General features: G+C 70.4%; 10 protein-coding genes and 2 pseudogenes. 7 read left to right on the top strand and 5 right to left on the bottom strand.

Annotation, left to right across the window (positions count from 1 at the left end; genetic code table 11):
* Positions 1–55 precede the first annotated feature (55 nt).
* The 4 genes from SSP29_RS34300 to SSP29_RS34315 form a co-directional block, all read right to left on the bottom strand.
* The gene (locus SSP29_RS34300; protein WP_150135450.1) at positions 56–943 is read right to left on the bottom strand and encodes an ABC transporter permease; all 888 of its coding nucleotides are present in this window, start codon (positions 941–943) and stop codon (positions 56–58) included.
* Positions 933–1,895, bottom strand: a complete 963-nt coding sequence (locus SSP29_RS34305) for an ABC transporter permease (protein WP_089104794.1) — start codon at positions 1,893–1,895, stop codon at positions 933–935. The genes SSP29_RS34300 and SSP29_RS34305 overlap by 11 nt, the downstream gene beginning before the upstream one ends.
* Before the next feature lie 11 nt (positions 1,896–1,906).
* The gene (locus SSP29_RS34310; RefSeq protein ID WP_245883374.1) at positions 1,907–3,241 is read right to left on the bottom strand and encodes a metal-dependent hydrolase family protein; all 1,335 of its coding nucleotides are present in this window, start codon (positions 3,239–3,241) and stop codon (positions 1,907–1,909) included.
* A gap of 569 nt (positions 3,242–3,810) precedes the next feature.
* Positions 3,811–5,247 carry an alpha/beta hydrolase-fold protein gene (locus SSP29_RS34315; protein ID WP_089104795.1) on the bottom strand — a complete coding sequence of 479 codons (1,437 nt, stop codon included), beginning with the start codon at positions 5,245–5,247 and terminating at the stop codon, positions 3,811–3,813.
* A gap of 495 nt (positions 5,248–5,742) precedes the next feature.
* Between SSP29_RS34315 and SSP29_RS60245 the strand changes: the two are divergent.
* The 7 genes and pseudogenes from SSP29_RS60245 to SSP29_RS60255 form a co-directional block, all read left to right on the top strand.
* Positions 5,743–6,071: pseudogene (locus tag SSP29_RS60245) on the top strand (Gfo/Idh/MocA family protein); the annotation flags it as partial.
* Positions 6,072–6,131: 60 nt separating this feature from the next.
* Positions 6,132–6,392: pseudogene (locus SSP29_RS56920) on the top strand (substrate-binding domain-containing protein); the annotation flags it as partial.
* 538 nt (positions 6,393–6,930) lie between these two features.
* Positions 6,931–8,106, top strand: a complete 1,176-nt coding sequence (locus tag SSP29_RS34325; RefSeq protein ID WP_245883378.1) for an extracellular solute-binding protein — start codon at positions 6,931–6,933, stop codon at positions 8,104–8,106.
* A 98-nt stretch (positions 8,107–8,204) separates the two neighbouring features.
* Entirely contained in the window at positions 8,205–9,056 is an 852-nt protein-coding gene (locus tag SSP29_RS34330) for a carbohydrate ABC transporter permease (protein WP_089105040.1), read from the top strand.
* A complete protein-coding gene (locus tag SSP29_RS34335; RefSeq protein WP_089104797.1) occupies positions 9,053–9,883 on the top strand; it encodes a carbohydrate ABC transporter permease in 831 nt (276 codons plus the stop codon). The genes SSP29_RS34330 and SSP29_RS34335 overlap by 4 nt, the downstream gene beginning before the upstream one ends.
* Before the next feature lie 85 nt (positions 9,884–9,968).
* On the top strand, positions 9,969–11,483 hold the full coding sequence (locus tag SSP29_RS60250; protein ID WP_150135454.1) for a glycoside hydrolase family 3 protein: 1,515 nt from the start codon (positions 9,969–9,971) through the stop codon (positions 11,481–11,483).
* Positions 11,390–12,316 carry a glycoside hydrolase family 3 C-terminal domain-containing protein gene (locus SSP29_RS60255; protein WP_368669276.1) on the top strand — a complete coding sequence of 309 codons (927 nt, stop codon included), beginning with the start codon at positions 11,390–11,392 and terminating at the stop codon, positions 12,314–12,316. Before SSP29_RS60250 ends, SSP29_RS60255 begins: the two co-directional genes overlap by 94 nt.
* Here the strand turns inward: SSP29_RS60255 and SSP29_RS34345 are convergent.
* Positions 12,279–13,322, bottom strand: coding sequence for a LacI family DNA-binding transcriptional regulator (locus SSP29_RS34345; protein ID WP_089104798.1), 1,044 nt, complete (start codon positions 13,320–13,322; stop codon positions 12,279–12,281). The genes SSP29_RS60255 and SSP29_RS34345 overlap by 38 nt on opposite strands.
* Between the last annotated feature and the right edge of the window lie 29 nt (positions 13,323–13,351).

Raw genomic sequence — 13,351 nt, forward strand, 5'->3', positions numbered from 1 at the left:
GAGCGAGGAGAGGTGCCAGGTGGTGGGGGAAATCGAGAAGCGGAGGGGGCGTGGATCAGGGCGTACGGCGGGTGCCGCGCGGATCGATCCGCTCCTGGAGGCCGTCGGAGATCAGGCCGAAGGCCGCCGCGGCCACGGCGAGCGTGATCCCGGGGACGATCACGAGCAGCGGGTCGTGCGCCATGTAGCGCTGCCCCTCGAAGATCATTCGGCCCCAGCTCGGTGTCGGCGGCTGGATGCCGAGGCCCAGATAGCTCAGGGACGCCTCCACCAGCACGCAGGTGGCAGCCGTGTTGGCGTACTGGACGAGCGCGGAGGACAGCACGTTCGGCAGCACATGGCGGCCGATGACCACCGGCGGGCGCACCCCGGCGATCCTGGCCGCCGAGACGAAGTCGCGTTCGCGCACGGTCAGCGCCGGGGCGCGGACGATCCGGGCGAAGTACGGTACGAAGATCAGCCCCATGCCCACGACGAGGACCGCCGTGCCCGGCGTGAACACGGAGACCAGCACCAGCGCGAGCAGCACCGAGGGGATGGACATCGCGATGTCCATCACCGCCATCAGCACCCCGTCCACCCGTCGGCCGCTGTAGCCCGCGAGGAGACCGATGGGCACGCCGATCAGCGCGGCGAGCGTGGTGGCCCCGAAGGCGACCAGAAGGGAGTGCAGCGCGGCGACGAAGGTCCTGGTGAACAGGTCGCGGCCGAGGTTGTCGGTGCCCAGCCAGTGGCCGCCGGTGGGTCCGCCGAGCAGGGCGTTGCCGACGTCCTCGGCGGAGTAGGGGCCGAAGCCGGTGACGACCAGGGAGGTCAGCACCAGGCCGCCGAGCAGGCAGACACCTGTGGTGAGGGTCGGGTTCCAGCCGCGGAACGGCCGTCGCCGGGCGGCCCTCGCGGTCACGGTCGCGCCCGCGTCGGGCAGTACGGTCTCAGCCGTCACGACGTGCTCCTGTCGTCCGGATCCGGGGGTCGATGAGCGGGTAGAGCAGGTCGGTCACCAGGTTGATCACCACATAGGAGGCGCCGAGCGCGAGGACCGCCCCCTGGACCACCGTGAAGTCGTGCTGGGTGATGGAGCTGACGATCAGCGAGCCGAGCCCGGGAAGCGCGAAGACCTGCTCGACGATGACGGTGCCGCCGACCAGCACCCCGAGCTGGAGGCCGCCCGCGGTGACCACGGGCACCAGCGCGTTGCGCAGGGCGTGCCGCAGCATCAGGCGCCGTCGCCCGGCGCCCTTCGCCGCCGCGGTCCGCATGAAGTCCTGGCCGACCACGTCGAGGACGGCAGCCCGCATGTAGCGGCAGAGCGTGGCGCCGAACGGGATGCCCAGCGCCACCGCGGGCAGCAGCAGGTCCTGGAGGTTGAGCAGCGGGTCCTGGTCGAACGGCACGAAGGAGAACAGCGGCCAGCCCGGGGTCAGTCGGCTCACCAGCAGGACCATGACCGTGCCGACGACGAACGGCGGGAAGGCGAGCCCCAGGAACGCGGTGCCGTTGACCAGCCGGTCGACCGCCCGGCCCTGGTGCATGGCGGACCAGATACCCGCCGGGATGCCCCACACGGCCGCGATCACCGCGGCGTAGACGGCGAGTTCCAGGCTCACCGGGAGCCGTTCGGAGACTTGGGCGGCGACGCTCTGCCCGTCGAGCAGGGACGTTCCGAGGTCGCCGCGGACGGCGTGCCCGAGCCAGCTGAGGTACTGCGACCACACGGGCTGGTCGAGCCCCAGCTCCCGGGTGATCTGGGCGCGCAGCTCGGGCGTGGAGTTCTCGCCGGCGATCAGGGTCGCCGGATCGCCGGGGATCAGATGCGCGAGCAGAAACACGACGGCGCTCAGGCACAGGACGACGGCGAGCGCCCGGGCGATCCGGATCAGCAGATAACGCAGCACTGGTCGTCTCCCTATCCCGCGGTGGCGGATGCCGGCGAGCGAGGCGGCACCCGGTCGGTCTCTGCGGTCCGGCGCCTCGCGGCCAGGCCCTGGGGGACGGACGTGGCCGCGTTCGGGTCCGTGGCCCGGCCCTCGCGCAGCACCGCGCGCAACCGCCGCCGGTCCCCGAGCAGACCCAGGTCGGCGAGCGGGTCACCGTCCACGAGCAGCAGGTCCGCGCACATCCCCGGGGCGACGGTTCCGGTCCGGCCGCCGAGACCGAGGGCGTCGGCGGCCGTCGAGGTCGCCGCCACCAGGGCCTGCATCGGGGTCATGCCGACCTGCTCGTGCAGCAACTGCAGTTCCCGGGCGTGGGAGCCGAACCGCATGGTGTTGGAGGAGTCGCTGCCCGCGATCATCCGTACGCCCGCCTGATGAGCCCGGCGTACGGAGGAGAGCCGGCGCTCGCGCAGCCGTTCCGCCTTGTCCAGGTGCTCGGCGGACAGCCCGCGCCGCTGCCCGTGCTCGGCCATGAACTCGCTGAGGGTGAGGGTCGGGCAGAGGAAGGTGCCCTGTTCCAGCATCAACTCGATGAGGTCGTCGTCGAGTTCGGAGCCGTGCTCCAGGGTGTCCACCCCGGCGCACAGGGCCGCCTCGATCCCGGCCCGGCTGTGCGCATGCGCCGCCACCCGCAGGTCCAGGGCGTGCGCCTCGTCGACGATGGCGTCGATCTCGGCGTCCGTGTAGTTGCGCCACCCGGTCTTGTCGCCGATGGAGAGCGTGCCGCCGCTGGTGCAGATCTTGATCAGGTCCACACCCATCCGGGCGTACTCCCGGACGCGTTTACGGCACTCGTCCGCGCCGTCGGCCGGAGCCCACATCCGCTTCTCGTCGAGCGTCGCCGGGCAGAACATGTCACCGTGTCCGGCGGTCATGCCGACCAGACCGGAGGCGACGACCCGGGCCCCGTCGAGGACGTGCTCGTCCATCACGTGCTTGACGGCCACCTCGGGCAGCGAACCCGCGGTGTCACGGACGGTGGTGAAACCCGACCGCAGCGCCTCACGGGCGTTGGCGGCGGCGTGCAGGGTCGCCTCCTCGACCGAGGTCAGCATGTTCCACAGGTGCACGTCCCGCGGCCGGGCGCCCGCGTTGGACCGCAGATGCACATGGCAGTCGATGAGCCCCGGCAGCAGTGTCGTCCCCGGCAGGTCGTACACCTGGTCCTGAAGAGACGTCACCGTCCTGTCGGCCGGGCCCACTTCGGTGATCACGGCGCCGTCGATCACCACGGACATGCCCGTCCGCGGGGCACTTCCCGTGCCGTCGATCAACGTCACGCCGGAAAGGACCGTTCGCTCCGCCATCCAAAGCTCCTCGGTCTGTGGCCGGAAACCGGGCGGCGCCCAGTGGCCGTCCGCGTGCCCGGCCCGGACCATGACGGCGGTGCACCGAGTGGTGGAGGCGGTCGCGGCCGGGCCGGAATGAGTGACCGTTCCCTCGGCGCGGTGATGATCGCGACGGCCGGGGCGCACATCGCCCCGGTACCGTGCACCGGCCGTGCGATCCGCGCACGGTGCGGTGCGCACACCCGCGAGCTCGGCAGATTTCGTCATGCTTTGTTCACCTCCCGGTGGGAACTGACACCGAGGAGTGTGGGCGGGGGATTGCCTGCCGGTGTTACGGCGCAGATTTCGCCGGAGTTCCGCACCGGACGCGCAGGAATCCGCCAACGCCTGGAGGCGCAGATTTCCGCCACGGCCGAGTCGCGTGAGCGCACGCTCCCGCGAGGTGCCCCGAGTGGACGGCGAGCGAGCGGTGCGCGGGCGGTGAGCGGGCTGTCGGCCGAGCGGCCGACTGACCAGCTGCACCTCAACGAAGCGAAGGGGCGGGTTCGCGCCGAGTCGGCACCGAACCCGCCCCTTGCAGCGGCGTCTTACTTGGACTGCCTCATGATCCAGTCCCGGATACCCGGAATGGTGTACGCGATGTGCCACGTGCCCATGTGCGCGCTGGTGCCGGAGCCGGAGGTGACCGTCGTGCCGGTGAGGAAGGAGGCGTAGTTGACCGGCGCCTTCTGGGCCTTGAGGTTGCGGACGTCCGAGGCGAACTGGGCCGCGGTGGACTGGCCGTCCCACACCGCGGTGGCGACCTGGGTGCCCGCGTCCTCGATGGCCGCGGTGATGGCGTTCTCGCCGGGGTAGGCCTTGTCGTCGTCCTGGGACACGACGATCCACAGGTTCTTGTCGGCCAGCGGTGCGACCTGCTCCGCGGGCCACTGACCGGCGACGATGAACGCGGCCGCGAACAGGTCCGGGTACCTGATGTTCAGACCCAGCGACATCATCGCGCCCATGGACTGGCCGGTCGTGTAGCGGCGGTCCTCGTCGATGGAGTACTGCTCGGTCACGGCCTGGACGAGGTTGGCCGTGGCGTCGAACAGTGTCGAGGGCGCGTAGTCGTCGTCGATGACCACGGAGCCGTACTCGGGGGCGAGGACGAAACTCTCGTGCTTCGCCTGGTCCTCGGCACTGGCCCAGCACACGGCTCCCAGACCCTGGACCAGCGGGCCCTCGGTGGCCACGTTCACGACGCTCGCGTCGTGCATGAACAGCACGAGCGGATACCGCTTGCGGGGGTTGTAGTCCTTCGGGATGAAGAGGTTGTACCTGAGGGTCTGCCCGGTGGCGGGGTCGTCGAAGGTGAACTGCTGGAAGTCGTCCACGATGAGGTTCACGACGGCACTGGTCGTCAGGGTCGTGCCGGTGGCCGCATAGCGGGCGCCGTGCGTCGTCCTCACGGTGTCCTTCTGGATCACCGAGGCCGTCGCCGCCACGATCGTTCCGCCCGGCGTGCTGTCGCCGACCTTCGGCCCGCCGGCCCCCGGGGCACCGCCCGAGCCGCTCGACTCGCTCGGGCTGGGGCTCGGAGAGCCCGTCGAGGTGCCGCCACCACCACCCTGCTGCGTCACCCACAGCGCCGCCGCGGCGTCGTCGGGCGAGAGCTCGACGACGACGAACCGGCCGTCCCTGCCCCGCTCGGCCAGCGCGGCCGTCCTGTTCGCGTACACCTTGGTGACGGTCCGGCCGGTGACGGCGAACGTGGACGTCGAGAGGGCGGAGCCGTCGATGTCGCGGTCGTACTCGACGGCCACGGCGATGAGCTTCTGACCGTCTCCGAACACCTTCGTGATCGCGGTCGCGCCTCGGACGTGGCCGTCCGTGGAAGCCGTTTCGTTCGGCTCGGCCGCGGCACCGAGAGCCGTTCCACCCACAACAGCTGCGGCACCGGCCGCCGCGGCTCCCGCTATGAACGTACGCCTCTCCACCAATGCAGACTCCTTTGTCGGTGACGACTGATCGCCACAATTCATCGGCCCGCGCAGACCGCCCGGACAACGTCCGCAACGTTAAGAAGTCCTGCTTGGAAAACACTGTGCGAGTTTCAGCCACACAGCTGCGGCACGCGTATTTTCCACAGGTTGCGCACATATTTCCTGGTCGTGCCGTCACGTCGTGGTGTGCAAACTCATCTTTCACGAGATGTACTTGGCATCCCGTGCCGTTCGCCGGACCATCTGACCCAGTCCTGCCGACGATTCGAATGGGCCGTGCGTTCCATAGTTGGCGACGAGAAATACGGGCGTAGGTGGCGCGTCGGCGATCGCTGCCCATCCCGCACGTCTTCTGCACGCCGGTCGGAGCGCCATTGCCTTCCTGGGCTCCGCAACCCACCGAGATGCGCGAGGCAGCGGACCGACTTCGCACCAATGCCCGATGAATGCGGCCTCCGCATGAACCACCGAAATTCCGTGTCGGGTCTGTGTCGTCGTTCTGAGTTTCTCGGACACGCCTGTGCGCGGAGGGCGCGGTGGATGCGGCGTGAGACACCTCTTGTCGAGGTCTGCGCCACCGGCTCGAACCGCGGCGAGGAGTGGATCCGCGACCTCGGCGACGTCGACTCGGCGGCCACCGTCCTCACCATGGACGACGGAACCCTCGCCGTCATCTCCAACACCCGTTACAGCGCCCGGGGGGTGCGACGTCCGCCTGGAACTCCACGGTTCCCGCGACAGCGTCGCCGCCGGACTGGAGGACAAGCTGCCGCTCCGCTCCGTCGAGCCCGGCACCCGGCTGGGTCGCCGAAGCGGCCACGGCCTCGCTCCGCGAGCACCGCCCGGTCCGTATCGAGGAAGTATGCCGATATCCCGTGCTCTCCTCACTCACCCGGAAGGCTCCTGACGTGAGCGCTCCTACCCTGTGCCTCACCCCCGCGCGTCGCCTCGCGACAGTCCTGACCGCCTCCACATCGGCTCTCGCGCCGACCGCGTGCGGTGTCATCGACGGCGTCGACGGAGGCGGACGCTCGGCCTCCCCGAAGAAGGTCGACATCATCCTGGTGGACGCGCTGGACGCCGGCATCCCCGTCATCGCCTACGACCGCCTCGCGCAGGGCCCGATCGCCGCCTACGTCTCCCATGACAACGAACTCGTCGGCGAGGTCCAGGGCCGCGACATCCAGTTCGACGCGCCGACCCAGGACGCGGTCGACAGCCCGACCGAGAAGAGATCTGCACCGCGCAGTACGAGGCGGCCTGCGTCGCGATCGGCCTGAAGTAGCGGCCCCCTCCGCACGGTGACCGCCGGGCCGCCCACCCGGCCGACGGAATGTCGACTGTCGTGCCTGGCCGGAGGGAGCTTCCGCGACCGTACCTCTGCGCGAAAGTGTTTCGTAACCAAGAAATTTCCCCTTCTTGTCCCGGCTGTGAATTCCGTGCCAGTGTCCCGGTCCAGCAGGCAGGCAGTCCGCGGTGACGGCGTGCGAAAGGGTTTCGTACCGGCCGCTCGACTGCCTGGCACATGAGTACGGCACGGCGAGAGACGAGAGGCACACCATGCGCAGATTCCCTGGACCCGGAGCGAGGTACGCGAGCACGTCGAGAACGCGGCGCGGTATCGGTGTCGCGGTCACCTTGACGGCGGCCCTGAGCCTTGCCGCGTGCGGGACCTCGGGGCCTGCCGGATCGTCCGGGGGCTCGTCGTCGAAGGGCCTGACGATGTGGGCGCTCAACGACCAGACGATCCTGAAGGATTCGGTGGACGCCTACAACAAGGACCACCCGGACGAGAAGATCACGCTGCGGCTGTTCGCCGGCGACGACTACAAGCAGAAGCTGCGCGTGGCCTTCGGCGCGAACCAGGCCCCCGACATCTTCTTCAGCTGGGGCGGCGGCGCGCTGGACGACTACGTCAAGGCCGGCAAGGTCGACACCCTCTCCGACGCCCAGGTGGACCTGCTGCGGTTCACCCCGAGCGTCCTGAAGAGCGCCACCTTCGACGGCCAGGTCTACGGCGTGCCGGCCAACGGCCTCGCCCCGGTGGTCCTCTACTACAACAAGAAGGTCTTCAAGGACGCGGGCGTAGAGGCCCCGAAGTCGTACGACGACCTGCTGACGGACGTCAAGAAGCTCAAGGGCGCCGGCGTCACGCCGATATCCCTGGCGGCGAACTCCAAGTGGCCGACCCTGATGTACCTGGAGTACCTGCTGGACCGCGAGGGCGGCTCGGACGTGTTCGACGGGATCGCCTCGGGGAACGCGGCCGGCTGGAAGGACGCCTCGGTCACCGCGGCCAACACCCGCCTCCAGGAGCTCGCCAAGGCCGGCGCCTTCGGCGACAACGCCTCCTCCGTCAGCTACGACCAGGGCGCCTCCACGGCCCTGCTCTACACCGGCAAGGCCGGCATGGAGCTGATGGGCACCTGGGAGTACGCCAACCTGGTCAAGGCCGCACCGGACTTCGTGAAGAAGGACCTCGGCTATGTCGCCTTCCCTTCCCTGTCCGGCGGCAAGGGCGACGCGAAGGACATCGTCGGCAACCCCTCCAACTTCCTGTCGCTGAACTCGAAGAGCAAGAACAAGTCCGCGGCGCTCACCTACTTCAAGAACTACGTCCTGAACGACTCCCAGGTCGACGCCTACCTGGCGGCCGGCAGCGTGCCCCCGGTCAACAAGCTGGACTCCAAGCTGGCGGCGGTGAAGTCGGCCGACGACAAGAAGTGGCTCACCTTCGTCTACGGCCTGGTGCAGAACTCGCCGAACTTCCAGCTGTCCTGGGACCAGGCCCTGTCCTCCGACCAGGCCGACCCGCTGCTGACCAACGTGGACAAGTCGTTCCTGCGGCAGATCACTCCCGAGCAGTTCGGCACGAACATGAGCAAGGCGGCGCAGTAGTGACCACCGTGGTTCGTACGTCGCGGCCGGTCGCGTCCCACAGGGCGCGGCCGGGCACGGCCCGTGGTGGGCGCCGCCGCCGTTACAGCGGTCTGCTGATGGCCGCGCCCGCCCTGCTCCTGTTCGGCCTGTTCGGCCTGGTCCCGCTGGTCGGCGTGCTGGTGCTCAGCCTCGCCCGCTGGGACGGCCTCGGCTCGATCGGATGGGCCGGACTCACCAACTGGACCGGCGTCCTGACCGACGGCGCCACCTGGCAGGCGCTGTGGCTCACCCTCAAGGTGATGGTGGTCAGCTGGCTGGTCCAGACGCCCCTGGCCCTGGCGCTCGGCCTCTTCCAGGCTCCCCGTGGCCGGCTGCGGGCGCTCTTCGCCGTGCTGTGGTTCCTGCCGCTGCTGCTGTCCGCCGTGGCGATCGGTCTGACCTGGCAGGCCCTGCTCGACCCGTCCTTCGGCATCGGCGCCGCCCCCGGGCTGCACTGGCTGGCCAAGCCCCTGCTCGGCTCGCCCGACCTGGCGCTGTACACGGTGATCTTCGTGATCGCCTGGCAGTTCGTGCCGTTCCACGCGCTGCTCTACCAGGCAGGCGTGCGGCAGATCCCGGTGTCGCTCTACGAGGCCGCCGCCATCGACGGCGCCGGCCCCGTCACCCGGCTCCTGCGGATCACCCTGCCGCAGCTGAAGTACACGTTCGTCACGTCGAGCACGCTCATGCTGGTGGGCTCGCTGACCTACTTCGACCTGATCTACGTGCTGTCCGGCGGCACCGGCGGTCCGGGCACCGCGACCCGGGTGCTGCCGCTGGCCATGTACATCACGGGCTTCCAGGTCCACGACATGGGCCGGGCCAGCGCGATCGCCACACTCCTGGTGGTCTTCGGCCTCGCGCTGTCGCTGTTGACCACCCGACTGTCCGGCTTCACCCGGATGGACAGCCAGCAGGAGGGCATGTGAGCACCGTCGTCGCGACCCTGCGCCGTACCGCCACCGGCGGCGCCACCCTGGTGTGGACCGCGCTGGTCGTCGTACCCCTGTACTGGGTGATCGTGACCAGCCTCCGCGGCCAGGCCGACTTCACCACGGGCAACCCCCTGGCGCTGCCCGGCCACCCGACCCTGGACAACTACCGGACCGTCCTCGACGGCGACTTCACGACCTACCTGCTCAACAGCGTGATCGTCACCGTCGCCACGGTCGCGATCGTCATGGTCGTCGCCCTGATGGCCGCGTTCTCGATCGTCCGCTACACCAACCCCTGGTCCCGGCTGACCTTCCGCCTCTACCTCCTGGGCCTGGCGATCCCCCTCCAGGCGGTCATCATCCCGGTGTACCTGCTGATCATCCGGCTCCACATGTACGACAGCCTGCTCGCGATCGTCCTGCCGTCGGCGGCGTTCGCGCTGCCGGTCACCGTGATGATCCTGGTCAGCTTCCTGCGCGACGTGCCGCGTTCGCTGTTCGAGGCGATGGTCGTCGACGGCGCGGGCGACTGGCGCATGCTGTTCTCCCTCGCGGCACCGATGGCCCGCCCCGCCCTGGTGACGGTCGCGGTCTACGACGGCCTCCAGGTCTGGAACGGCTTCCTCTTCCCGCTGATCCTCACCCAGAGCGGCGACAAGGCCGTCCTGCCCCTGGCCCTCACGCTCTACCGAGGCCAGTTCGGCATCAACGTGCCCGCGACCATGGCCGCCGTCGTCCTCTCCACCCTTCCCATGCTGGTCGTGTTCGTCCTCGCCAGGCGCCAGCTGGTCGCCGGACTCACCGCCGGATTCTCCAAGTAGCAGACGCCTGGAGGGAATCGGCCGGGGCGACGAAGCCGCCGGCCGCCCTCGGCATGCCCTGAACAACCCCCACGAGGAGTCGTGAATGACGACCACCACGCCGGACCACGCAGATCTCTCCCCGGCGGACGACGACCGTCCCTGGTCCGACCCCGCCCGCCCGGTCGAGGAACGCGTCGAGGCACTGCTGGCGAGACTCACCCTGGAGGAGAAGGTCGCCCAGCTCGGCAGCGCCTGGGAGGACGTCGAACCGGCCGGCCCCGAGGTCGCCCCCGGCACCAACCTGTTCGGCCGGGTCGGCGACCTCGACGAGACCGCCCGGCACGGCCTCGGCCAGCTCACCCGCCCCTACGGGACGCTGCCCCGCCCCGCCCTGGAACACGCCCGCCTGCTGGCCGAGCGCCAGCGGCAGATCATCGCGCAGAGCCGCTTCGCCATCCCGGCGATGGCCCACGACGAGTGCCTCACCGGCTTCACCGCCTACGGCGCCACCATCTACCCCACCTCGCTCGGCATGGCGGCCACCTTCGACCCCGCCCTGATCCGCCGGGTCGGCGCCGCCATCGGCGCCGACATGGCCGCGGCCGGTGTCCACCAGGGCCTCGCCCCGGTCGTCGACGTCATCCGCGACTACCGCTGGGGCCGCTGCGAGGAGACGTACGGCGAGGACCCGTACCTGGCCGGCGAGATGGGCGAGGCCTACGTCCTGGGCCTGCAGAGCGCCGGGGTGTACGCCACCCTCAAGCACTTCGCCGGCTACTCGGCCTCCATGGGAGGCCGCAACCACGCCCCCGTGGGCATGGGCCGGCGCGAGCTCACCGATGTCATCCTGCCGCCCTTCGAGAGGGCCGTCGCCGCCGGCGTGGGCTCGGTGATGAACTCCTACGCCGAGATCGACGGCGAGGCCCCGGCCGCGAGCCGCCGGCTGCTGACCGGCGTGCTGCGCGACCAGTGGGGCTTCGAGGGCACCGTCGTCTCCGACTACTGGTCGCTGCCGTTCCTGGTGAACGCGCACCGGGTGGCCGCCGACCTGTCGGCCGCCGGAGCGCTGGGCCTGGCGGCGGGACTGGACGTCGAACTCCCGGACCAGCGCGGCTTCGGCCCGGCCCTGGTCGAGGCGGTACGGCGCTCCGAGGTCACCGAGGCCGACGTCGACCGGGCGGTACGCCGGGTGCTGCGGCAGAAGGTCGCGCTCGGGCTGCTCGACCCCGACTGGAGCCCCGAGCCGCCCGCTCTGCGCGCCGGCGAACTGGAGCTGGACAAGCCGGTGAACCGGCAACTCGCCCACGCCGTCGCCCAGTCGAGCGCGGTCCTGCTGTCCAACTCCGACGGCCTGCCGCTCCCCTCGGCCGGCCGAATCGCCCTGATCGGCCCGTGCGCCGACGACGTCCGCACGATGTTCGGCTGCTACAGCTTCCCCAACCACGTCCTCGCCGACCGCACGACCTCGGCAACGGGGTGGGGGCGCTGTCGCTGCGCACTGCGCTCGCCGCCGAACTGCCCGACGTGGACTGGGTGTTCGAGCAGGGCTGCCCGATCCGAGAGGAGGACCGGTCCGGCGTTGCGGCGGCGGTGGCCGCGAGCCTCGCGGCCGACGTGACCGTCCTGGTCGTCGGCGACAAGGCCGGCATGTTCGGTATCGGTACGTCCGGCGAGGGCTGTGACGTGGAGGACCTTCGGCTCCCCGGCGTGCAGGAGGAGCTGGTCGAGGCGGTGCTCGCGACGGACCGGCCGGTGGTGCTGGTGGTCAGCAGCGGGCGGCCGTACGCCGTGGGGCGGTTCGCGGCCGATGCGGCGGCCATGGTGCAGGTCTTCCTGCCGGGGGAGGAGGGCGGCCGCGCGGTCGCCGGACTCCTCTCCGGCGCCGCGAACTTCAGCGGCAGGCTGCCGGTCCAGATCCCCAACTCGCCCGCCGGGCAGCCGTACACCTACCTCCACCCGCCGCTGGGCGACCGGCAGAGCTGGCTGTCCAACCTGGATCCGACGCCCGCGTTCCCCTTCGGGCACGGGCTGTCGTACACGACGTTCGAGATCGACGGGCTGGCGGCCGATCGTGAACTGGTGCCCACCGACGGCCGGTTCACGGTCTCGGTGCGGGTGCGGAACACCGGTGCCGTGTCCGGTGCCGAGACGGTCCAGCTGTACTTCACCGACCCCGTCGCCCAGGTCACCCGGCCGGTGCGGGCCCTGCTGGCGTACGCCAAGGTGCCGCGGGAACCGGGGGAGGAGACGACCGTCCGCTTCGACGTCCACACCGACCGGCTGGCCTTCACCGGCCTGGACGGCCACCGGATCGTCGAGCCGGGCGAGATCCTGCTGTACGCGGGTTCCTCCAGCCGTACCACGCCGAACGAACTGAGCGTTCAACTGGTCGGTGAGCAGCGTGACGCCACGGTCATTCGGCATCACGGAGTGCCGGTGGCGCTGACGTAGAGGTCCGCAGGACCAGCTCCGTGGCGAGTTCGATGCGCAGGGAGGCGGGCGGGCGGCCCTCGGCCACCGCCAGCAGCACCCGGGTCGCCTCCCGCCCCAGCTCCTCGAACGGCTGGCGTACCGCGCTGAGCGGCGGGGACGCCATCGCCGCCACCAGGGTGTCGTCGAAGGACATCACCGCGAGGCCGTCCGGCACACGCAGTCCGTGCTGCCGGGCGGCCTCCAGCACGCCCAGCGCCTGTGCGTCGCTGGCCGCGAAGATCGCCGTCGGGGGGCGCTCGCCGCGCAGGATGTGCCGGCTCGCGCTGAGCGCCTCGTCGTAGTCGAAGTCGGTGGAGCGCACGATCGCCGGGTCGTAGTCGATCCCGGCCTCCTCCAGCGCGGCCCGGTAGCCGTGCAGCCGCGCCGAGCCGGCCAGTGAGTGGGAGCGGCCCGCGACCATGCCGATACGGGTGTGGCCGAGGCCGAGGAGATGCTGCACGGCCTCCCGGGCGCCGCTCCAGTTCGTCACACCGATGCTCGGGATGTCGGCCGACGGCGCACTCAGCGGGTCCACCAGCACCACCGGGAGATGCTGCTCGACGATCCGCCGCTGGTCCTCCTCGGACAGCATCGAGATCACGATGACCAGCCCGGCGGCACCGAGCGCCACGCACTCCTCCAGCCACTGGGCGATGGACCGCCGGTTCGTCGTCCCGGTCACCACGTTGACGCCCAGCTCGCCGGCGGCGTCCACGATCCCGCGCACCACCTCCAGCGTGTACGGGCCCGACAGGTCCCGGAAGACGGCGATGATCTGCTGTGACGCCGTGGTCTCCTGGTCCCACGGGCGGACGTACCCGTACCGGTCCAGCAGTTCCTCGACCCGGGTCCGGGTCTTCGCGCCCACGTCGCGGCGCCGGTGCACCACCTTGGACACCGTGCTGAGCGACACGCCCGCCTCCTGGGCGATGCTCGTCAGCACGCCGTACTGCGCGTCCAGCTGTCCCTTGTCCTGAACGGTCACTGCCCTCGTTCTCCCACCGGCCCCTGACC

This window comes from Streptomyces hyaluromycini (genome assembly GCF_002217755.1).
GTDB classification, from domain to species: domain Bacteria; phylum Actinomycetota; class Actinomycetes; order Streptomycetales; family Streptomycetaceae; genus Streptomyces; species Streptomyces hyaluromycini.

Excerpts from the sequence above, each read along its gene's own strand:
- SSP29_RS34310 (WP_245883374.1), bottom strand. The coding sequence starts at position 3,241 with ATGGCGGAGCGAACGGTCCTTTCCGGCGTGACGTTGATCGACGGCACG.
- SSP29_RS34315 (WP_089104795.1), bottom strand. The coding sequence starts at position 5,247 with ATGAATTGTGGCGATCAGTCGTCACCGACAAAGGAGTCTGCATTGGTG.
- SSP29_RS34325 (WP_245883378.1), top strand. The coding sequence starts at position 6,931 with ATGTGGGCGCTCAACGACCAGACGATCCTGAAGGATTCGGTGGACGCC.
- SSP29_RS34330 (WP_089105040.1), top strand. The coding sequence starts at position 8,205 with ATGGCCGCGCCCGCCCTGCTCCTGTTCGGCCTGTTCGGCCTGGTCCCG.
- SSP29_RS60250 (WP_150135454.1), top strand. The coding sequence starts at position 9,969 with ATGACGACCACCACGCCGGACCACGCAGATCTCTCCCCGGCGGACGAC.